Source organism: Pricia sp. (genome assembly GCF_041745955.1).
In the GTDB taxonomy this organism is placed as follows: Bacteria; Bacteroidota; Bacteroidia; order Flavobacteriales; family Flavobacteriaceae; genus Pricia.
Window position 1 is genome coordinate 1 of record NZ_JBGTHY010000511.1, and the last position, 21,607, is coordinate 21,607.

General features: G+C 45.7%; 24 protein-coding genes and 3 pseudogenes. 19 read left to right on the forward strand and 8 right to left on the reverse strand.

The features are described from left to right. On the forward strand, positions 1–406 hold a 406-nt coding region (locus ACEW8S_RS18040; protein ID WP_373519501.1), incomplete at its 5' end, for an alpha amylase C-terminal domain-containing protein. 168 nt (positions 407–574) lie between these two features. Here the strand turns inward: ACEW8S_RS18040 and ACEW8S_RS18045 are convergent. The 3 genes from ACEW8S_RS18045 to ACEW8S_RS18055 form a co-directional block, all read right to left on the reverse strand. Further along, positions 575–1,096, reverse strand: a complete 522-nt coding sequence (locus ACEW8S_RS18045) for a catalase-related domain-containing protein (protein WP_373519502.1) — start codon at positions 1,094–1,096, stop codon at positions 575–577. 61 nt (positions 1,097–1,157) lie between these two features. Further along, entirely contained in the window at positions 1,158–3,587 is a 2,430-nt protein-coding gene (ligD, locus tag ACEW8S_RS18050) for a DNA ligase D (protein WP_373519503.1), read from the reverse strand. 85 nt (positions 3,588–3,672) lie between these two features. Then, positions 3,673–4,446: a Ku protein gene (locus ACEW8S_RS18055; protein ID WP_373519504.1), complete on the reverse strand. Its 774-nt coding sequence runs from the start codon at positions 4,444–4,446 to the stop codon at positions 3,673–3,675. A 340-nt stretch (positions 4,447–4,786) separates the two neighbouring features. Here ACEW8S_RS18055 and ACEW8S_RS18060 point away from each other — a divergent pair, with 340 nt between their 5' ends. From ACEW8S_RS18060 to ACEW8S_RS18085, 6 genes are all read left to right on the forward strand, one after another. Continuing rightward, entirely contained in the window at positions 4,787–5,224 is a 438-nt protein-coding gene (locus ACEW8S_RS18060) for a hypothetical protein (protein WP_373519505.1), read from the forward strand. Between the two features lie 119 nt (positions 5,225–5,343). Then, the gene (locus ACEW8S_RS18065) at positions 5,344–5,808 is read left to right on the forward strand and encodes a hypothetical protein (RefSeq protein ID WP_373519506.1); all 465 of its coding nucleotides are present in this window, start codon (positions 5,344–5,346) and stop codon (positions 5,806–5,808) included. Positions 5,809–5,968: 160 nt separating this feature from the next. Further along, on the forward strand, positions 5,969–6,499 hold the full coding sequence (locus ACEW8S_RS18070; protein ID WP_373519507.1) for a hypothetical protein: 531 nt from the start codon (positions 5,969–5,971) through the stop codon (positions 6,497–6,499). A 345-nt stretch (positions 6,500–6,844) separates the two neighbouring features. After that, positions 6,845–7,285 (forward strand): AI-2E family transporter, encoded by a 441-nt coding sequence (locus ACEW8S_RS18075; RefSeq protein WP_373519508.1) that lies wholly within the window; start codon positions 6,845–6,847, stop codon positions 7,283–7,285. A gap of 10 nt (positions 7,286–7,295) precedes the next feature. Further along, complete coding sequence (locus tag ACEW8S_RS18080; RefSeq protein ID WP_373519509.1) at positions 7,296–7,430, forward strand: hypothetical protein; 135 nt, start codon at positions 7,296–7,298, stop codon at positions 7,428–7,430. Continuing rightward, positions 7,427–7,762, forward strand: coding sequence for an AI-2E family transporter (locus tag ACEW8S_RS18085; RefSeq protein WP_373519510.1), 336 nt, complete (start codon positions 7,427–7,429; stop codon positions 7,760–7,762). The genes ACEW8S_RS18080 and ACEW8S_RS18085 overlap by 4 nt, the downstream gene beginning before the upstream one ends. A 37-nt stretch (positions 7,763–7,799) precedes the next feature. Here ACEW8S_RS18085 and ACEW8S_RS18090 read toward each other — a convergent pair whose 3' ends face one another. The 3 genes from ACEW8S_RS18090 to ACEW8S_RS18100 all read right to left on the reverse strand — a co-directional run bounded on the left by ACEW8S_RS18090 (position 7,800) and on the right by ACEW8S_RS18100 (position 9,601). After that, on the reverse strand, positions 7,800–8,402 hold the full coding sequence (locus tag ACEW8S_RS18090; RefSeq protein WP_373519511.1) for an SET domain-containing protein: 603 nt from the start codon (positions 8,400–8,402) through the stop codon (positions 7,800–7,802). Then, positions 8,402–9,259: an SDR family oxidoreductase gene (locus ACEW8S_RS18095; protein ID WP_373519512.1), complete on the reverse strand. Its 858-nt coding sequence runs from the start codon at positions 9,257–9,259 to the stop codon at positions 8,402–8,404. The genes ACEW8S_RS18090 and ACEW8S_RS18095 overlap by 1 nt, the downstream gene beginning before the upstream one ends. An 81-nt stretch (positions 9,260–9,340) precedes the next feature. Further along, positions 9,341–9,601, reverse strand: a complete 261-nt coding sequence (locus tag ACEW8S_RS18100) for a hypothetical protein (RefSeq protein WP_373519513.1) — start codon at positions 9,599–9,601, stop codon at positions 9,341–9,343. A 314-nt stretch (positions 9,602–9,915) separates the two neighbouring features. Here ACEW8S_RS18100 and ACEW8S_RS18105 point away from each other — a divergent pair, with 314 nt between their 5' ends. From ACEW8S_RS18105 to ACEW8S_RS18120, 4 genes are all read left to right on the forward strand, one after another. Continuing rightward, positions 9,916–10,401: a ferritin-like domain-containing protein gene (locus tag ACEW8S_RS18105; RefSeq protein WP_373519514.1), complete on the forward strand. Its 486-nt coding sequence runs from the start codon at positions 9,916–9,918 to the stop codon at positions 10,399–10,401. A gap of 585 nt (positions 10,402–10,986) precedes the next feature. Beyond that, positions 10,987–12,678 carry a hypothetical protein gene (locus tag ACEW8S_RS18110; RefSeq protein WP_373519515.1) on the forward strand — a complete coding sequence of 564 codons (1,692 nt, stop codon included), beginning with the start codon at positions 10,987–10,989 and terminating at the stop codon, positions 12,676–12,678. A 78-nt stretch (positions 12,679–12,756) separates the two neighbouring features. Continuing rightward, on the forward strand, positions 12,757–12,960 hold the full coding sequence (locus ACEW8S_RS18115) for a hypothetical protein (protein ID WP_373519516.1): 204 nt from the start codon (positions 12,757–12,759) through the stop codon (positions 12,958–12,960). A 29-nt stretch (positions 12,961–12,989) separates the two neighbouring features. Beyond that, positions 12,990–13,511, forward strand: a complete 522-nt coding sequence (locus tag ACEW8S_RS18120) for a DUF421 domain-containing protein (RefSeq protein ID WP_373519523.1) — start codon at positions 12,990–12,992, stop codon at positions 13,509–13,511. A gap of 6 nt (positions 13,512–13,517) precedes the next feature. Here ACEW8S_RS18120 and ACEW8S_RS18125 read toward each other — a convergent pair whose 3' ends face one another. Further along, the gene (locus ACEW8S_RS18125; RefSeq protein WP_373519524.1) at positions 13,518–13,715 is read right to left on the reverse strand and encodes an ATP-binding protein; all 198 of its coding nucleotides are present in this window, start codon (positions 13,713–13,715) and stop codon (positions 13,518–13,520) included. A gap of 495 nt (positions 13,716–14,210) precedes the next feature. Here ACEW8S_RS18125 and ACEW8S_RS18130 point away from each other — a divergent pair, with 495 nt between their 5' ends. The 8 genes and pseudogenes from ACEW8S_RS18130 (at position 14,211) to ACEW8S_RS18165 (ending at position 21,145) form a co-directional block, all read left to right on the forward strand. Then, positions 14,211–15,416 (forward strand): sorbosone dehydrogenase family protein, encoded by a 1,206-nt coding sequence (locus tag ACEW8S_RS18130; protein ID WP_373519517.1) that lies wholly within the window; start codon positions 14,211–14,213, stop codon positions 15,414–15,416. A 62-nt stretch (positions 15,417–15,478) separates the two neighbouring features. Beyond that, a pseudogene (locus ACEW8S_RS18135) lies at positions 15,479–15,822 on the forward strand (sensory rhodopsin transducer). Between the two features lie 508 nt (positions 15,823–16,330). After that, positions 16,331–16,765: a BLUF domain-containing protein gene (locus ACEW8S_RS18140; protein WP_373519518.1), complete on the forward strand. Its 435-nt coding sequence runs from the start codon at positions 16,331–16,333 to the stop codon at positions 16,763–16,765. Between the two features lie 9 nt (positions 16,766–16,774). Then, entirely contained in the window at positions 16,775–16,984 is a 210-nt protein-coding gene (locus tag ACEW8S_RS18145; RefSeq protein ID WP_373519519.1) for a hypothetical protein, read from the forward strand. A gap of 177 nt (positions 16,985–17,161) precedes the next feature. After that, positions 17,162–18,310 carry a zinc-dependent alcohol dehydrogenase gene (locus ACEW8S_RS18150; protein WP_373519520.1) on the forward strand — a complete coding sequence of 383 codons (1,149 nt, stop codon included), beginning with the start codon at positions 17,162–17,164 and terminating at the stop codon, positions 18,308–18,310. Positions 18,311–18,837: 527 nt separating this feature from the next. Beyond that, positions 18,838–19,215: a PH domain-containing protein gene (locus tag ACEW8S_RS18155; RefSeq protein WP_373519521.1), complete on the forward strand. Its 378-nt coding sequence runs from the start codon at positions 18,838–18,840 to the stop codon at positions 19,213–19,215. A 165-nt stretch (positions 19,216–19,380) separates the two neighbouring features. After that, a pseudogene (locus ACEW8S_RS18160) lies at positions 19,381–20,246 on the forward strand (SDR family NAD(P)-dependent oxidoreductase). A gap of 185 nt (positions 20,247–20,431) precedes the next feature. Beyond that, positions 20,432–21,145, forward strand: a complete 714-nt coding sequence (locus ACEW8S_RS18165) for a hypothetical protein (RefSeq protein ID WP_373519522.1) — start codon at positions 20,432–20,434, stop codon at positions 21,143–21,145. Positions 21,146–21,319: 174 nt separating this feature from the next. On the opposite strand, the pseudogene ACEW8S_RS18170 reads toward ACEW8S_RS18165, so the two are convergent. Beyond that, positions 21,320–21,607, reverse strand: a pseudogene (locus ACEW8S_RS18170) (hypothetical protein); the annotation flags it as partial.

Below are 21,607 nucleotides of genomic sequence, written 5' to 3' on the forward strand. Positions count from 1 at the left end.
GGATTGGGATAAATATGAGAGGCTCAAGGGAATCAAAAATTTGGTGGGTGATGTTATAGCCCTGCGCACGGGGAAATCGAAGGGAAGTTTTGGGCTTCGGGAACAAGATTTGAAAATCGGCCATTTTAACAACGATACGAAAATATTGTCATACGTGCGGGGGAATGGTGAACCAGTATTAATGGTCTTCAATTTCAGCAGCCGTGATTTCATTGATTATGGTATCGGTATGGAGGAAAACCGTAATTGGCAACTTCGGTTCGATAGCAGTTGGAAAGGCTATGATAAAGATTTTTTGGATATTGATGTGGAAGGAATGTCCATTATAGAAGCTGGTACCGACGGTAAACAATGGACCGGAAAACTAAATATACCCGGATATAGCTGTCAGATCTATACATTGTAACCGTTCCCCCAAGATTTAATCCATCGGAATAATCTAGTTATAAAAATGGCCCGATATGAATCGGGCCATTTCCATTTTTGATTTTAAGGTTGCGTTCCCCAACCATACTACCCTGTAATCAAGGTGCACCGAGATTATCGTTGGCGTCCTCGTTCTTTGGGATATTCTCTATGAATTCATAAACGGAAATATCGGCTGCTCCTCGATTTCGGCATCCGCACCTATGGCCCGATTGATCGGTCTTTCAATATCGTTGGGAATTTCCATCCCCAGGTTACCGGCCACTTTTTTGGAAAGGCCGTCGTCTATCTGTGCCAAAAGCCATAACATACGTTCCTTGATATGGTCGTGATTGCACTTTCCGAGCTCGAACGAGTAGGCATCGATGACATGCTCCTTTTCTTTGGCGGGAACCAGGCCCGTATAATCGATCAGGAAAAAACCGTTGACGAAAAGGCCTATGAGCAGTCCGGCGATAATGGCAAAATCATACCGGTGCCACCTTTTTGTGGTCAATTTAAATATACCCAGGCTGAACAACGAGAGGGTGAAGAATTGGATACGTGGAAAATCGAGCATCTTTAAGTACCGACTTTCAGTATTCCGGAACACGGAAAGTATCGAGCCAACCGCCAAAAGTATTAAGGCCGAATATAGAATTATCATCAGTAACTTTCTCGATTTCCCCATGAATCGGTTTTAGTATAGCAGTTCGTTGCATTAGTCATTTCCATGGTTCAAAAAAATAAAATTATTCGACCCCATCAAGGTTCTGCAACCATGATTCCATGTCACAGGTAAATTTCCCCATCGGTTCGAACAGGTCCCCGATTTCCTCGATACGTGATGGCATGTTTTTAATGGTAAACTGACGGGGGGTGATTCGTCCATCCAGCTCTTCCCATGCGACAGGTGCCGACACGGGGGCATTGGGCAAGGGCCGAACAGAATATACCGATGCTATGGTCTGGCCTTTACGGTTCTGCAGATAGTCCAGATATATTTTTCCATTCCTGTTCTTGATACGGCGTTCCAAGGTCGAAATTTCAGGGAGACGCGCCTCCACAAAATGGCACAGCAGTTTGATGAAGTTCCGTACCTCTTCATAGGTATACTGTGCGCCCATGGGCACAAAGATGTGGAGCCCCTTGGAACCGGAAGTTTTGCAATATCCCGGTATATCCGCAATATCGAGTATTTTCCCGAATTCCTGCGCTACCTTGACGACATTGGCGAAATCCATACCTTCCGGTGGATCCAGATCGATAATACCGTAATCGGGACGGTCCAACTGTCCGACCCTCGAATTCCATGGATTGATCTCGATACATCCCAAATTCGCCATATAGATCAACGATGCGGTGTTTTGGCAGAGCAGGTAATCGATATCTCGTTCCGAGGATTTTGAATGGATAGTGGCCGTCTCCATCCATTCGGGTACGCTTTCATTATCCTTTTGGTAGAATCCGTCCCCAGTTATGCCATTGGGATGGCGGTGGAGGCTCTGGGGTCTATCCGTGAGATGTGGAAGAATGGTATCCGACATTTGGATGTAGTAATCGATCAGGTCGTATTTGGTCATGCCCGATTCGGGCCAGTACACTTTATCGAGATGCGTCAGCGACACGGGAAGGCTGTCTATGTCAAGGATTTGGCCCGTTATGGACGGTGAGGTGGGGGATGCGGTCGTGGGTCGGTCCGGTGTCGGGTTTTTTAGGACGGCGGGGCCGTCCTTCAACCTTTTGAAAACGGGATTTCGCAGCAGGCCGTTCTTGGTCCTTTCCGAATATTTCACCTCGCATACCAGTCCAGGTTCCAACCAGTTCGGTCTTCTTCCCTTTAATGACAATTTTTTTTTGAACGGGTTTTTATCCGTCCGGTAAGGTTCGAATATCTTCAACAATTCCTTACGATAGGCTTCGGAAAAACCGGTGCCACAATTGCCGACATAGACGAGCTTGCCATCTTCTTCGACCCCTAAGATTAGGGAACCGAAAACCGAACCGCCTTTGACGGAGTCGGTGTAACCACAGATCAAGGCATCGATATTGTCGACCGATTTTATTTTCAGCCATTTTTCGGTCCGCGCGCCCGGGGAGTAGTCGGAATCGATTTGTTTGGCCATAACGCCCTCCATACCGGATTCCAACGCCTTTTCGAAAAGAGCGGTCCCCATCGCCTCTATATGGTCACAATACCGGGTAATATTTAGATTTTCAACCACTTGGGGTATCAGGCTTTTCCTATTGCGCAACGGTAGTTCGAGCATACTATGGCCGTTCAAGAATAGCATATCGAAAACGTAGAAGCGCAGGAAGCCCTTACTGTCCGGATAATTCTGGAGTTCTCCAAAGACCGATACGCCTTCCTCGTTGAGAACTACCACTTCACCGTCCAAAATCGTTTCGTTTTCGATCTGTTCCAGTTCCTCTGCCAGAACCCGGAATTTGAGGCCCAGGTCGATCCCGTTTCGGGATTGAAGGAATACCCCCTTTTTAGTAACATGGGCCAATACACGATATCCGTCCCATTTCAGTTCGTAGATCCAATCGGGGTCATTGAAGATTTCTTTCCGGGAACCTGCCAACATCGGTTGTAGGATTTGGCCCGGGATGATTTTTTTCGGCTTTGACCGTTGAAGGTTCCCCGAAATGGGTAACAATGCTTCCGCATCATAAGGGATATTTGTTGAAAAACCGTCCTTCTTTTTGATGAACAGCCAATTTTCCCTGCCGTTCCGTTCCCCGGTTTGGACAAGGGCAAAATGTCCCCGGAGTTTCTTCCCCCGGAAGATAATTTTAAGGTTGCCCTTTAACAATTGGGCATTAGCCGATAGGTCCAGTTCCGTTCGGTCGATTTCAAAGACACCCGAATCCCAGACAATCATTTCCCCAGCACCATAATTGCCCTTGGGAATGGTACCGTGAAAATCAAGGTATTTCAGGGGATGGTCCTCGGTACGAACAGCCAACCGTTTATCTGAGGGGTTCATGGAAGGACCTTTTGGCACGGCCCAGCTTTTTAGGGAGCCGTTGATTTCCAACCGCAGATCGTAATGCAGTTTTCGAGCCTGGTGGCGCTGTACGACAAAACGTTGGGTTTCCGTACGGGCGATATCCCCCCCGCTAGGCTCGGGGGTCTGCGTAAAGTTCCGTTTCTTATTGTATTCCTCAAGACCCATGATAAAGATTTTCAGAATTTAACGAATACGCTATGCGTAAGTGGACCGGCATTAAAAAATTATGCCCCATAATTGTGACATTGGACTATGATGCGGCTTTCTTTCGTTTCTCCAGACTGGCTTTTAGTTGTGCCATCAAATCTTTGGCGGGCGTCGGTTTGGCATCGAACTTCTCTGACTTTGCGGTTTTTCCGGAAGATTTCGATTCGATAATCTTCAGGAGTTGTTCGTTGTATACGTCCTCGAACTTCGAAAAATCGAATTCTTCCGTGTACTGGTCGATCAGGGAGATGGCCATATCAAGTTCCTTTTTTCCGATTTTCTCGGTCGGCAGCTCCAGTTCGGCCGTATCCCTTATCTCCTCCTCGAAACGGATGATGTGCAGCACCAGTGCATCCTTGTAGATCCCGATCAATGAAAGATGCTCCTTTTGTCGCATAACGAACGTGGCGACACCTAATTTCTCGGTCTTTTTGAGTGCGTCCCGCAATAGGGCATATGATTTTTCCCCACCTTTTTGGGGCTTTATGAAATAGGGTTTCTTGAACAATACATCGGCAACTTCATCGGACTTGATGAACTGCTCGATATCTATGGTCTTGCTCTTTTTCATATTGGCGTTCTCGAAGTCCTCCTTCTCTAAAATGATGTACTTATCGTCCTTTTTATAGCCTTTGACAATATCCTTCCATTCGACTTCCTTGCCGGTTTTCTCGTTTACTCTTTTATATCGGATCCTCTCCCCGTCATGACTATCGAGCATATCGAGGTCCAGTGCCCTTTCCTCGGAGCCCGAGAACAGTTTTATGGGTATTGACACCAGACCGAAGCTGATGGACCCGTTCCAAATAGATCTCATTTTTTATTTTTTAGTGAATATACCAATAAACCGCTACTTCCCATAAAGCGAACGATGAATTTTGGTCGACGTTTATGGTTCTGTAATCCGATATACTAATCCAATGTGCTAGTTTTAAAACCGTCACGGTCAATTACAAACAATTAATCCAATTATCTTTAACATCTCATTCGATTAGCAAATGAGAAAATGATGCAATGGTTCAAAAGAAAAACTTCTGAATGGTGTCCAAAATTATAACTACGTCAGATTGGTTGAGGAACTGTTTTTTGCAATTCTGGGCAACCTTCATAGTCATATTCGACCATTATATCCAAATGTTCATGTTCAAAGAGGCGGTATGTCGACAACTATAATCAATATCCTAATATCGGGGCTTATCGGCACTACGGCAATGACGCTGTTCACCATTTTTGTCGAGACAGTTACCGGCAAGGATTTGGGCGAGCCGAAATATCTCAATCGCTTGATAAGCACCTCCGTCCATTTTGATGCGAAAATCGGAGACAACCATATTTTTGGATGGGCGGCACATTACGTGATAGGTGTACTGTTCGCGGCGGTAATGGTCGCCTTTCGTTCGATTAGCGGGATTCATTTGACAACCCTAAATGGGATGTTGCTTGGTACGGCCCTCGGCATAATGGGTATAATCGGATGGACCGTGATGTTCGCCGTACACCATGATCCGCCCAAAATAGATTTCCCCTTGTTCATGGCACAGTTGATTGTGGCCCATATCCTGTTCGGGGCGACGATTGCGTTTTATTATCGATAAAGTGTACGGATTGCATAATCGTTTGAGAGCGGCAAAAGTTTCAAGTCCTTTTTCCTATACTGATTCAAAATAATAGTGGATACCTAATTCAAAAAATAATAACGTTAAATAATTTTACAATGGAAAAGAGCATAATCGATGAGCTTAATATGATATTGACCAAGACGCTGGACCATCAGGAGGCATTCCGACAGTTGTCCCAAACGTCAACACACGGTGCAACGGCCGATAAACTAGATGAATTCGCCAAGGTGGCGAAAAAGGAATCCGAAAGGCTTATAAAGGCTATTTCCGATATGGGGGGCGATGTCCAGACTACGGAGCGGCATACCGACCAACAGACCATTGGATGGGTCCCGCGGCCACTTCCGGATTCAAAAGATCTCCAGGCCTTATTGGAATGTCTGATCAAGGGCGAAAGGAACAAGGAGGACGACTATAATAATCTTTTTGCCCGCGAGGACATCGACAGCGAACTAAAGAACCTTTTGTCCAAACATAGAAAGGAAGCGGAGTCTAACCTTGTTTATTTTCAGTCCGCACTAAAATCGTTGGAGCAAAGACCGGAACGGCAAGACAGGTAACAATAACTTGGGAATGTCCATATTTATCGAAGCTGTATTGGCATATTGGTAAACCCTAGATGAGATACAAAGGCTTTCGTGTTAATAATCGGTCGTAATGAAACATCGGAAATTGACAGGTAACTATATATTTATACTTTAAACTAAAAAAGCAAATATTATGAGCGAAAACAGATTTTCAGACAGAAGGATAGACAGGGTATTCCACAATACCGAAACCGCGCATGCCTACTATGATCAATTGGTAAAGCGGGGGTACGACAAGGACGACATCACCATTTTGATGTCCAAGGAGACCAAGGACAAGTATTACGATGGCGAACACGAAAGCACCGGTGGCGAAGCCTTGAAAGGTGCAGGGGCCGGCAGCGCGATAGGCGGTACGGTCGGTGCCATTGCTGGGGCGATAGCCGCCATAGGCACTAGTATTGTCCTGCCGGGCATTGGATTGGTTATCGCTGGGCCATTGGCCGCAGCATTTGCGGGCGCGGGAATCGGCGGCGCCGGTGGAGCACTGATCGGGGCCTTGACAAAGGCCGGGCTTTCGGACGAGAAATCCGCTGAATATGTTGACTATCTGGAAGAGGGCAAGATTATCATCTCGGTCGAACCTAACAATGAGGAGGATCGTAACTATCTAGCCGGACATGAGGATATCGTTTACTACGACGAATCGGCCACAAGACTATAAAATTTGTGATTGGTTGATTAAAGCACCGAATCCAGAATTGCTCTGGTCCGGTGCTTTTTTTTCCCGATATTCGGGCTTGCGGAAGGTCATTACAGTGCATTTCATGATCTTTTTGCAAACAGGCCTTCAAACGAGTTTGTTCCCAATCCTTAGTTGGCCAAGTTTAGGTTAAAGGTTGGAGGATTTTTGACCCATACTTTAACACTTCAATCCTGTACATGGAAAGACCCATCGATTATAGTATTGTCAGACAATTGTTCGTTCTGCTGCTCATCGGAACCATGGCAACGTTGATACTATGGGAGCTGCTTCCCTACCCTTGCGGGTATACTCGGTGCTATCACCATGTATGTCCTGTTTAGGAAATGGATGAAAAATGGGCAGAAAAGGGCTGGAACCGCACACTCGGGGGCTGGTCTCTTGATGGTCCTCTCTTTTGTGGGCATCCTTTTGCCCATTACGGGCATCGCCCTTATGATGGGAAAAAGAATCGGCAGTGCCCTCGGAAATTCGGACCAACTGATCTATACGATAAGAAACAACCTAGAGGTATGGGAGGAAAGGCTGGGCTACGACATTACTTCACAGATAGATGGCAATGCCATTTCTGGATGGTTGGCCGAAAACCTGAAAAATGCGGCCGGTGGCACCTTCACCGTATTCATTTCGTTGGCGATCATGTACTTCTTGCTTTTCTTCATGTTTACCGTCAAAAAGGATCTGAGGAAGTTTCTATATGGAGATGTCCCCGTTGATAGGCAAAAATTTCAAGAGAATTGGCGATGAAATTTCGTCCATGGTACGCTCTAATGCCCTCGGCATTCCCTTGGTCGCTGTGGCACAGGGCGTGATCGCGTTGATCGGGTTCTTCATTTTCGGTGTGGAACGCCCATTTTTCTGGTTCGTAATCGTGGCCGTGGGGGTTCCATGATACCTTTTATCGGAACCTTTATAGGCATCCTTCCGGTCTTCATACTATCGCTGGCGGCGGGAAAGGATTTTCAAGCTTGGGGCGTTCTGATATACGGGATAGTGGTCGTGGGGAGTACGGACAATCTCATTCGTCTCTATGTTCTCAAAAAATTGGACGATGTACATCCCCTTATCACTTTTATAGGGGTCATCATTGGCGTACCCCTGTTCGGTTTCATAGGGCTCATCTTCTGCCCATTGCTCTTGAGCCTTTTCTTGCTCCTTGTCCGCATTTACAAACGGGAATTCGATGAAACTATCCATAATGGAACTAAAATCGAGAATTATTGACGCTATGAAATAGTTTTGACAACCTAAATGTTCAACCCTAAAACGAAGAAATCCTTTTCGGGAAATAATGGTTCCGCAAAATCGATTCCATTTCCCTTGTTCCGAATGCCACATCCCTGATATTTTGCCATTGTTCTTCACTGAAATATTCCCGCAACGCCTGGGGATGTTCCAAAATTCGGGAAAAGACGCCTATCAGACTTTCGTCCCACTCCCTATGGAAGTGCAAAAGGTCGTCGGGCCTAACGATTTTTCGCCGTAGACCTTCATCGACGGGCTCAAAGGGAAATTCCACGTTCAGGTATCCGTAGTCGTCGGTCAATTGCTCGCCGGGCTGGATATCGCGTACCGCTATCTCAAAATCATAGGCAGTGGACAGGCAGTTCGAATCGAAACTATGGTTCACGAACCTTGAATAATCCCAGCACAATATATGGTTTCCCTTGTTGTTGCGATAGCAATAGGTTTCCATATATTCTTTTTGTTGGCGGGGCATTTTGCCTATTTCTTCCGGAGTAAACTCCATATCAAGGTCATCAAGGACCCAGGTAATCGTCCCGGCGGGTATCAAACGGGTCGCTATGACACCATGGCCGATGGTATCATCGATATAGCCTAAAGCAGTGTTGGGATGTAACATTAGCCCCCGATGATTTCGCCCCCGTTGATGTGGAGCACTTGGCCTGTCATATAACTACTATCCTTGCAGGCAAGGAACACATAGGCGGGCCCCAGTTCGGATGGCTGACCTGGACGGCCCATAGGCACGTCCTTTCCAAAATCCTTGAGCTTTTCCCTGTCGAAGGTTGCCGGAATCAATGGGGTCCATACGGGGCCGGGGGCGACCGCGTTCACGCGGATCCCTTTTCCCGCCAACATGCCGGAAAGGCTTCTGGTAAAGGCGACGATGGCCCCTTTTGTACTCGCATAATCGATAAGGTGCGGGGAGCCGCGGTATGCGGTAACGGAAGTGGTATTGATAATGGTGTCACCATTCTTAAGATGTTCCACTGCGGCCTGTACGATGTAGAAATAGGCGTAAATGTTGGTCTCGAAGGTTCGGTGCAGGTTTTCGGTGCTGATTTCCTGAATGTTTTCCTCGGGAAACTGCACCGCCGCATTGTTGACCACAACGTTCAGTCTGCCGAATGTATCCACGGTCCGTTGAACGGCATTTTTACAGAACTCCTCCTTCCTGACATCGCCCTTGACCAGAAGGCACTTTTTGCCCTCGACCTCAATGGCGCGTTTGGCATCCTCCGCATCCCTGTCCTCTTCAAGATAAATAATGGCCACGTCCGCTCCTTCCCGGGCGAAGTGTACGGCGGCGCTTTTTCCGATACCGCTGTCACCACCGGTTATCAGGGCTACCTTACCGTTGAGCTTTTCGCTCCCCTTATAATCTTCACGAATGGTTTCCGGGGCCTTGTCCATCTTGTGCTGTTTCCCCGGTTGTTCTTTCTGTTGCTCCCTTTCGAGCGTTCTGTCTTCTTTCATAGCTGTTTTTTCTCCCTCTTATGTGTACCAAAGGACCGTCACCGGTTCGGGCGACGGTCCAGCTAAAACTTAACTGTTCAACTACCAATTTTCGATTTCGTCCCGGACTTCCCCCGGCGACTTCCCCCTTCTCCGACCGATCCGTTCCATGGTCCTGTCAAAGCGGCCCGGTTCGACCTTGACGTCATCGTCGGTAATATCGGAATACCGGTTTCTGTAATCCTCCTCGATTTCGTACCATTTGTCCTCCATATCTTCATAATCGGTGTCGGAATCATCATTATCATAATCGTCATCAGTACGATTCTCATCATTTACGTCATCATAATTCGACTGCCCCATAAATCATCGTTCTCCTCATCCGTTTCGCTGTAATTTCTGTTCTTGTCCATAATCACTTTTTTTAGGTTAATAGTTATAAAATTAATTTTGTTATACCGGATAGTTTACTCCGATTACAAGGGATTTTAACTGAATCGGTATTAATCGATTATGCCATCAGTGAAAATCGGATAGGTATTTCCAATTCAAACCAAAGGAGCGAATATAAATGGACCTGGATGTTTTAAGGTCAATAATAATTTTAATAGAATTAAGCCCGACCTAAAGTGTTCGATAGATTAGCACCGGAAATTAATTTTTAAAACCCTTGAAACATGAAAAATCTAAACGAACTTTTCGAACATCAGCTCAAAGACCTGTATAGTGCCGAGAAGCAGCTTATCGAGGCCTTGCCCAAGATGAAATCGAACGCCAACGACAGTAAACTCAAAGAAGCCTTCGGTAGCCACCTTGAGGAGACAAAGGGACAGAAGAAGCGGTTGGAAGAAATCTGCAAGGAACTGGATATCGACCCCAATGGCGAGAAATGCAAGGCCATGGAAGGGCTGATAAAGGAAGCGGAAGGCTTTATCGACGAGGCCGAGGACGATGATGTTATGGATGCCGGGCTGATCGCGGAAGCACAGCGGGTGGAGCATTATGAAATATCCGGTTATGGGACAGCGGTACGCTATGCGAAGGAACTGGGCCATGACGATATCGCGGAAAAACTTCAGGAAACTTTGGACGAGGAATACGATGCTGACCAGGTTTTGGATGACTTGGCCGAAGGCCGTCTAAACAAGGAAGCGAAATCATAGTTCCGACAACAAGGCTAAAGGGTAGCTTATCCTAGAGGACAAATATGTAATACTGGGATTTCAAATATAATCGGTTTACCATTGTTTTTAGATTGATTGGCAGGGGGAGGCGAAATCTGCCCCCTGCCTTCAATTTAAAAATAAATCTGAGCTCAATGGATTTCACCTGATTCGTTGATAACCCAATTTGGCAGCATTATGGAAATAATATATACAATAGGATAAAGTCCTGGGATTGAGTCCTTTTTTTCTATTAAAAAACGGAAGTATAAAATTTAAGGGTTATGGGATTCTGGAACAATCCAAAAAAGCAGAACACTACATTTTGGATAATAGTTGCCGTCGTAGTGTTGGTAATCTATCTTATTGTCCGATGATTACCATGGCTACCCCTTTGGGTCCGGAAGATAATTTTGGCGTTGTGTAAGAAATTGATCAACACAACCAATTGTAGTCATCCGGTCAAAAATTAATCCTTCAATTAATTCTTCCGAATAGCGGTTTTGATATCAAAATGTTTCAATTTGAGACATGCTTGCCAATTTTAAACTTTCTTAACACTAATAACTTAATAATACTTGAGATATGGACACTTTAAACTTTCTCGGTACATTTCATTTATTCTCGCTACCATTATTGCAAGTGCCAGTGGCCGATAACCTAATTGTAGATTCCAATTTTTTTATTACCATCGCCGCCGGTGTCATCCTCGCCCTCGCCTTCCAGTTCATTCTGACGGCGGTTTCCGTGGCCGCGGGGATAACGGCGATCGGCGATGTCAAGAAAAGCTATGTGAAAGCCAAAGTGCGGCCCGTGAGCGACGATGATCCGAACGGCCATGAGTTCGACCAGGATTCCTCCCCGGACATGGCGGCCGGGGTAAAGATCACCACCGCGTTCGGGATATGGAGCCTGGTGACCACCTCCATCGCCCTTTTCGGTGCCACCGCACTGGCGCTCAATATAAACATGGTGGAGACATCGGCCACGAACACGACTACCGCGCTGGTCATATGGGGACTCTTCTTTTTGATCCTGTTCTACTTGGAGACGCGGATCGTCGGTTCGCTTCTGGGCAACCTGTTCACTGCCGTGACCTCGGGGCTAAAGTCCTCCGCAGGTGCGATATCATCGATGTTCACCGCCTCCCCCGACAAGAAGATTGAGAACGTCCTTGAACATACGATCGATAAGGTGCGCTCAGAGTTCGATTCCGGATTCGATATGGACAAGGTTTCGGATGTACTGGACAACTTCCTGGACCGTGTGGACAGCAAAATTCCGGACTATGATAATCTAAAGAACGACCTTGAGGATATCGCCAAAAAATCCTCCGGTAAAAACACCTCCGGAAAATGGATGGCGGTACAACAAGTCCTGACCAAATTGATTTCGGAAAACAGTAAAAGTTCCGATCCCGGTAAAAAATCGAAGGCCGAAAAATTGCAACGGACCTTGGATACGATAACCCAAAAGTACAGAGAAGGCGAAAACAGTATGGAAGGGGCCATAAACGTGGTCGAGGAACTTTCTTCAATGGATAGGGGGGAACTCGACAAGCGGACCGAACAGATAAAAGAATACCTTTCCAGTTCGGCGGTGGGCGATTTCTCCCCCGAAAAGATCAAGACGGCTTTCCGGGCGATATTGGACCATCCCAAGATGGTGGCCTCCATCCTTACGGATCGTGCAAAGGGCCTTGATAGGGAAAACATTATCGACGCGCTATCCTCGAACACGGCCCTGAAAAAGGAGGACCTCGAAAAGTACGCAGACCGGGCGACCGATATGGTAAGGAGCGTGTCCCATGAGTTCGATGCCGAGAACGAGAACGGGCTGGTCAAGAAAATCGAGGGCCGCGTGGAAGGTTTTTTCGAGGGGACCGGCCGCAGGGAACTGGACTATTCGCTCCTTAAGGACGATGTGCGGAAAATTCTCGACAATCCCAAGGACAGTCTGGACATCATAAGGAACCGCGCCTCGTCCTTCGATACGGATACGTTGCGCGCACTGGTCACCAATAACAAGTATGTCAGCGATGAACAGGTCGACAGCATCGTGAAAACCTTTTCCGATACCAAAAATCAGGTTTTGGACAAAATCGGCCGGATAGAGGCCAAGGCCCATGAGCAGGTCAAGATCTTGGAAAGAAAGGCGGTAATACAGGCCGAACATGCGCGTCTTACCGCCGCTTCCGCGGCTTGGTGGCTGGTGCTGACAACGATCATCTCCGCCGTTGCGGCCATTGGGGGCGGTATCGTCACCTTGCCCTTCTAGGTTCAATGGAACTATAAATTGATTTACAAATGGGAATGGTTCGGACTTTATTAAAACGAAAGGCCTAAAATATTCGAGATGAACGATGATATCGGCAAGACAAAGATGAAGGCAAGCGAAAGCGCGCCTATGCCAACGAAGCAAAAAGACGATGGAAAGGTCAGGAACCAGACCACCGAGGTGCCCAAGAACAGGTTTCCGTGGACTACCATCATCGTGGTCCTTGCGTTCGTAATTTTTATAGCCTTGGTTGTTGGGATACTGCAATTGGGCAGTTCGTAAAAATGCTTATGGCCTAAACTGCGCATATGGTGGATAAACTATTCGAACTTACCTGGACCTCCTTCGGCCTGATCATCTTTAGCGCATTGGGCATCTATATTTCGGTGATCATCATGACCCGTATCTGTGGCAAACGTAGTTTTTCCAAAATTTCGAGCTTCGATTTTGCCATGACCGTGGCCGTGGGCTCCATCATCGCGACTACGGTTCTTTCCTCATCGGTGAGCATGTTACAGGGTATTGCGGGACTGGTTGCCGTCTATTTGCTGCAAATCGGTGCCGCCTTTGCGCGTAGGAACAAAACGGTCCGTAACCTGATGGACAATTCCCCCCTGTTGCTTATGGACGGGAATCGCGTTATCGAGGACAATCTTCGGAAGGCAAGGGTAACCCGTGGAGACCTTCGCTCCAAGTTGAGGGAGGCGAACGTTACCCGGTTGTCCCAAGTAAAGGCGGTTGTGTTCGAGACTACCGGCGATATTTCCGTACTACATGAGGATGGTGATGAAACCTTGGACCTATGGTTGATGAAGGACGTGCGGAGAGATTAGGATAAATTAGCCTACATCATGTTGTTTTCCGGAATTTCCGGAATTCTTTACGGGTAAATAAATATTAATTTCCGTTCCCTGGCCCGGTTCTCCCGTAGCCGTGACGAACGCTTTATGGTTCTCCGCTATCTTTTTGACAATGGCAAGGCCGATCCCGGTGCCCCTGTACTTTCCCTCCCGTGCAACCTTTGGAAAACTTCGAATATCTTTTCCGAAAAGTCATTGTCGAACCCTATGCCGTTGTCCGATATTCTGATATGGGTATATGTGGACTTGCAACAAAAAGATGGACAATTAGTAAGGCAAATGTAAAAGTGGACAGTGCCATCCATAAGGATATAGGTCAACAGCGCTTGTGCGGAACAGATTTTTTCGATTTCTTCGGTTTCACTACAGTGAAGGTTACACATGTTGTTCTGCCCTCGCATGATTTTTTTGTATAAATAACAACCTTGTAACTGCAAAAAATTAGACTTGATTTTTTAGGCGATTTGCTCCATTCGCAAATGGCGTCGTCTTCATGGGTATTTGTAAATGCCATCTAAATATTCTTATAGCAACAGATTTTTCAATCAAAGCGAAAGTCATAAATAAAGTGGTTGCCCCCGTTCTCGTTCAAGGTAAAAATATACGCGTACGGATTATCATATGGGGCCGATCGAATATACCTTTAGACTTTTACCGATAATATTTTACTTAATGGAAAAAATAAACCTAAGGAGGAAGCTATTCACTGCAATTGCGGTACTTGGCGCTTGTCTCCTTACCGCGCAGCAGAGGGGAGAGCTTATTGAGCAAGAAATTGTTGGGCACATCTACAAGCCCAAAAAGGCAAAGCCGACTGCCTCGTTCATAAAGGACCTGACCGTAGCGAAAGGATTCAAGATCGCCGTCTATGCGGAAAACCTCGGGAAGCCCAGGATGATGGCTCTTAATTCAAAAGGACAGGTATACGTTACGCGTAGGGGCGGCGACATAGTCCGCCTTACCGATTCCGATAACGACGGTAGGTCGGACAGGAGCGATGTCGTTCTCACCAAAAAGGGCGTACATGGCATAGAAATCAAAAACGATACCGTTTACATTGTTGCGGTAAACGATGTATATAGGTCAGAAGTGGACAATACGGGAGGGATCGGAGACCTGGAAACGATAGCGGAAGGTCTGCCCGATGGTGGCCAGCATGCCAATCGCACCCTTGCCATGGGGCCGGACGGAATGCTTTACGTTTCCATAGGCAGTACCTGCAACGCCTGTGACGAGACCAGCGAGGAGAGCGCCACGATCATCAAGCTCGATCCCAGGACCAAATCGCGCACCATCTATGCGAAGGGACTGCGCAATACCATAGGTTTCGACTGGCAGCCCGGAACCGGTTCCCTTTATGGAATGGACCACGGAATCGACTGGCTGGGGGACAATGACCAGCAAGAGGAACTGAACGAATTGACAGAGGGAAACGATTATGGTTGGCCCTATATCTACGCGGACGGAAAGTACAACAGGGCGGACGAGCCCAAGGACATGGACTGGTCGGAATATGCACAGGGTACGACAGAACCTAAAATGCTCTTTACCGCACATAGCGCCCCACTCGACATGATTTTCTACCGGGGAAAAATGTTCCCGAAAGATTTCGGCTCAAGGGCATTAGTGACCTTCAGAGGGTCTTGGAACCGCAACCCCCCATCCGGATACAAGCTGATATATATCGATTTCAAGGACGGCGAGCCGACAGGCTCGGGCGACCTCGTTTCGGGATTCCTGAGCGAGGACGGAAAATCGCAGTACGGTAGATTGGTCGGCCTTCTGGAACTGAAGGACGGCTCCATATTGATGTCGGACGATGAGAACGGTATCATCTATCGCATTTCGTACGAAGGTTCAGTCAGCGGGACAAAATAGTTTATCGATGTTGAATGAACAGATCGGGAAGAAAGTTGGGACACATTGGAAAAAAGACATGGATGATATCCGAGGGCTACATTCCTTCTTACGGAACCGGCTCCGATCCCGAGTTTACGAGCCATGAAACGGCCTACATCCTAAATATTGGAGAAACGGAAGCACACATAGGGATATACATCTATTTCGACGATAGGGAGCCGGTCGGACCTTATGGGTTACCGTTGCACCGCGAAGAACATACCATTTACGTTTTAACGACCTCAAAAATCCGGAGCCCATACCGATGGATATCGATTATGCCGCAGTTATCCGATCAAATCTGCCATTAGTGGTACAGCATACCCGATTGGACTCCCGGCAGGCCGAAAATGCATTGATGACAACAATTGCCTATGGTGAATAGATTCGTTGGCCCGTCCAAGTTTCGCAGTTTTCATGCTTTTCTTTCCCTCAAGAATTATCCTCCATTTCTAAAAATTCATCAACAGCATATTTGTCAAATTGTACGGCGTTTGGACCGGCCTACCATTGGCCATTCGTAAAAGGGGCCGGAGAGAATGAAACTTCGGCCAATAGGTAGCTAGAGTTGAATCATTGAATTTATGCCATTGGATATATCGCTCTGACCTAATTCATACTAGACGGACGTGACCTTCCTATCGGTAAAAATCAATCATCTTATGGCGAATAATAAATAGGGTTATTTTTTCCTTACCTTTTACCGAGTCCCACTTTTAGGTGGCCAGATTTCATGTCCCACATTTTGGCTTTCTACAGATTACTGACCGTTTTCCGCCCTTTTTAGCCACATCCAACAATTTATGGTATATTCGTCGGCCTTAGTGGCCCAAATCCATCTCGACCGATCACAGAGGGTCTTGTTATTACAATAATCTCCGATAAACAATAACATGTACCAACTTAATTACCATTCCGTATCAAGGCCGGGACTGGGCCTTGAAGATTTCGACCAGATCCTGGAAGAGGCCACGGCGGAGAATTCCTCGAGAAACATTTCAGGTTGCCTGGTCTATCATAACAGCAGGTTCGTCCAGATCCTCGAAGGAAGGAAAAAGGACGTGCTCAAGGTATACCGGAAGATCAAGGCAGATAAAAGGCACCATTCCGTGACCTTGCTGTGGGAAAGCGACGTTGAAAGCAGGTATTTCGACGAATGGAACATGGCGTTCTACCGCCCCGGTGACGAAAACGTGAAACGGTTTGTCAACAAACTGAAGCTGCTATCCGCACTTTCGGAAAGGACCTCGGGGGCCCTATTGAGTTTTTGGGCGAGCGTAGGGAACATATTGCGTAACGGGGCAACGGAACAATTGGCAGAAGTTTAAATTGACGAAATGTTGAGGGACGGCGTTAAATCCGATAAATACATTGCCATCCTTGGCAACCTAAAGGAGGGCGGGTTTCTTACCAGTGAGGAAGTCAACGTCCTGATCAGTGGATATATCTCAAAACATATCATAGTACTGGATTCGATCAGTGACGAGAAGGCACGAATAGTTTCGGAGGCACTGATCGACAACTATAACCGTCTAAAGTCTAAATAAAGGATAAATCTTTTGTTGCGATACGGGCGAATTATTCTGGATATATCGCCGAATAAAAGTTCTATCGGTGATTCCCCTTGAAACCAATGTCAGTTTTTCCGGTCAATAATAGTCTCTTATGGGTACATGATGCGGGTCCTATTGGGATACTTTTATGTCTCACGTAAAAAAAACACTATGAAGGCACTATGTTACCATGGAAGGGAAGACGTCAGAATCGACAATGTTCCCGATCCCACGATTGAAGATCAAAAAGATATAATAATAAAGGTGACCTCTACCGCTATATGTGGCTCGGACCTTCACCTTTACGCGGGCCTTGTCCCCACTATGAAGGAGAATGATATACTCGGCCACGAGTTCATGGGCGAGGTCGTCGAAATCGGTAGCGAGGTGAACAAATTCAAAAAAGGGGACCGGGTGGTGATACCTTTTACGATCGCCTGTGGGAATTGTGAATACTGCGACGACGATAAATTTTCCCTGTGCGACAATTCGAATCCAAACGCCGAACTGTGCAAGGAAAACCTTGGACATTCCATTTCAGGGCTTTTCGGGTTTTCCCATATGCTGGGCGGATTTTCAGGCGGACAGGCGGAGTATGTAAGGGTTCCCTATGCCGATGTTGGTCCGATCAAGGTTCCCGATTCCCTAACGGACGAACAGAGCCTTTTTCTTTCCGACATCTTTCCTACGGGCTACATGGGTGCGGAAAATGCGGACATTAAACCAGGGGATACCGTCGCAATCTGGGGATGTGGCCCCGTAGGCCAGTTCGCTATCCAGAGTGCATGGATGCTGGGCGCCGGAAGGGTGATCGCCATAGATGTGGTAAAGGAAAGATTGGATATGGCGGAAAGGCAGGGCAATGCCGAAGTGATTAGGACGGTAGATGCCGATGAAGTATATGCCCGATTGATGGAAATGACCGATGGTAGAGGGCCCGACTGCTGTATCGATTGCGTAGGTGCCGAGGCCCATGGTGCGGAAGGTTTCGACACCGATATCGAAAAGGCCCAACCGAATGCCCTCTCACAAATTTTCAAATCCTGCAAAAAAGCGGGCAACGTATCCATTCCCGGGGTATATGTAGGCAAGGTCGACGGCCTTCCGATGGGTATTGCCATGAACAAATCCCTTAACCTCAAGATGGGACAGACCCATATGCAGCATTATCTTGAACCATTGTTGCAGAAAGTTGTCGAGGGTAAGATCGACCCCTCCTTTATCATAACACATCGAATGAAATTGGATGAGGCCCCGAAGGCCTACGACATGTTCAGGAACAAGAAGGACAAATGTGTAAAGGTCGTTTTGACGCCCTGATGAAAGGGAATGAAGTATATATAATCAAACGGGCACTGGTAATTGCCCGTTTTTTATTTTAATCCTATCGCTCAAATTATCAAAAGTATTCGCAAATGGGCTAACCGGGAATATGATGCTAGGGCAAAAAACTTAAATTTCAGTAAAATTTTTCCTAACAAAAGTGGGACGGCCACCACATGTTCTGTTCAGTGGAAGTTCAAATAAACGATTGTAAAATTGGCCAAATTAACGGTCCCGGGAAACTGGAAATAGTATAACTTTTTATTATATTCAACTGTTAGAGGCAAGAAAAAATGAACCTAGAATTCAATAACCTAACGCAACAATTCAAAACTTTAGGTTTGAAAATTTAGATTGTTATGATGCAGAATTTACTTTCAATATTGAGTGTTCTTATAGCGTTTATAGGTATTCCGATATTGTACTTACAGCTTCGAGACCTGAATTGATTTTAATTTACGTAAATGGAACTAACATAAAATAATAAAGTTCAAAAAAAGCAACGACTTAAACATAAATGCACTATGGGATTATTCAATAAATTACTAGGGAACGCAAGCGAAGTATCATCCGAAAAGCTCAATGAAAAATATGGTAGGTTACTGTTGGACGATGAGAAGATCGAACTTGGGTTTGCATTGTTCAGGGACATTTTCATGTTTACCGATAAGAGATTGATCTTGGTTGATATACAAGGTTTGACCGGCAGCAAAATTGAATATAAATCTTTACCCTATAAGAATATTTCACGCTTTTCATTGGAAACATCGGGTACTTTTGATTTGGATGCGGAACTGAAGATTTGGATATCCAGCGAGGATACACCAAGTGTAAGCAAGAAATTCAACAAAAGCATCGATGTTTATGAGGTTCAAAGGTATTTGGCGAATAAGGTGATGTAACCCGTACACCAAAAAAGTTCAATAAAACGAACGCTTAAAAAAGAAATAAGCGCACTAGTACGCTTATCGAATTGTTATGCCTCATTCTACAAGAACCCTTAACGGTTCATCCAAGAGAAGAATGAAAAACCATTAATCGATTGTAAAAACTGGTTAAGTAATAATATGGGAAGCGAAATAATCTTGATTACAGGAAGCACCGGCGGGATAAGAAAGGAAACTGCAAAAGTATTGGCAAATCAGGGCCATACTGTCATCGTACATGGACGAAATAAAAAGAAAACTGAAGCCGTATGTGATGAAATCAAGTCCGAAACAGGCAATAGCCAAATTGATTTTGTTATGGCTGATTTGCTTTTATTGTCTCAGGTAAATCAGATGGCCAAAGCGTTCAAAAAAAATACAAGCGATTGGACGTGTTGATAAACAATGCCGGGGCAATGTTTGGGGAAGATCGGGAAACAACAAAAGAAGGCTTGGAAAAAACATTTGCGCTAAATCTATTTTCGCCCTTCCTTCTGACACAATTGTTGTTGGAGCCTTTGGCCAAAAGTCCGCATGCACGAATTATCAACGTTTCTTCGTCGGCACACAAAATGAGCGGCATACCCGATCTGAGTGATATCCAGTTAGAGAAAAATTACACATTTGGTGGTGCTTACGGACTTTCTAAACTATACCTGATTTGGGTCACCCAACATTTAACCAGAGAACTGAAGGAAAAGGACCTTAGCATTACTGCAAATTCGTTACATCCCGGTACGATTAAAACGGGTTTTGGGCAAAATGCCGATAAAGGTTTCTGGATGGATCTGATATTTAAATTTTCCATGCTATTTGCAACCACCCCTGAGCAGGGAGCAGAAAGTACTATTTATTTAGCAACTTCCAAAAATCTTAAAAACTTTACAGGTAAATACTTTTCCAATAAAAAAGTAACGAAGCCGAGCATAAAATATTATTCGCCTGAAAATGAAAAAATAATTTGGGATTATTGTATGCGAATTAGTATGCCTTATATGGACAAATAATCTTCGGGAGTTCAATACGCGGACAAGAAACAAACTAATATGTTAGCGCGATAAGGTAGTTACTTGATCTCCCGAAGTGGCACAGATCGAACCGTCACAACTGGCACAGATCGAAACGTTTTGGTCCCTGTCCCGGATCGGCCGGCACAGATCGAACCGTAATTATTGGCACGGTCCGAACCGAAATGCCTGGCACAAAGCTTCCGAAATCACTGGCACAATCCGAACCGAAATATCCACTTGATAAGATTTTGGATGGGTTATCGGTTGTACTATCTGGAAGAGAGAAAGTCAATTCAAGCATAGCATCCTTTTTGGATAAGGGCAATAATGGTATTCTCGTTTTATCTATTTTGTTTTTTGTTCCATTTTTGATTGTTTCGTTTTTCTTGTTCAACAGCTTGGGGGACTGGTTATGGTCCCTTGTTCCCATTTTACTATATGTTGTCATTCTGTTTTTCTTTGCCCTAAAACTGAGGATGGAGAAAAGATCGGATCTGGCGAAATCCCGTTCCAAAAACGAATCGACAGGTTTCAATCTTGACATGAACGATTTGGTTCTCAGGAAACATTTCGATTACCTAACAAAATATGAATATGTGGACGAAGAATTGACCAACTACGATGAGTTCTATACCATCATGACTTTGGATTTCAGAGGACATGATGAGGTAGTCCATTTTAATATGAACCTTTCGGAGCTTAAGTATCTTCTGGAAAAACTCAAAAAACTCAAAAAGGGTATAACGCTAACTTCTTTCGAGAAGTCTAACAAAATCTACAATAAAGGTAAACTGGTTACCCAAAAAGGATTGACAAGTGCCTCTAGCGACAATGTTCCCGACAAAGAATTCCGCGATCATTTGGATGAATTCTTCAAGTTTCTGACTGACATTTGATTTTTTTACCCTGACATATCCCTTTTCGGGGCTTTTTTTATTTTCATCTGGTTACATTTCACCAAGAATTCTACAAAAGTAAATGGCCATTTACCCATTTTAATTTTTAAATCATCAATTTATGAATGAGGATACTAATGTAGGGCTTGCTGATTTTCGCAAGGATTATAAACTCTAGGCCGCTACGGTTCGGGACACATTTCGGCGACCATTTCCGATCGGTGCAAAAACCTTGCTCAAGAGCCCTTTCATGACGCCGGGAAATTCCCCATAACGGAACACTTTCTTGAACATGGCGTAAAAAATAGCGTGAAGGTCCGCCATTTTTACCAACGACACCAGGTTCATCACAAAGAATATCGCACCGATCCAGCTCTCGGAGGTGTCCCTTCTTCTGGCCTGTATGTTCCCGAGCCCGTAGGCGTTCTTCCCCTGCCCGAACTTGCCCTCGATATGGTTGCG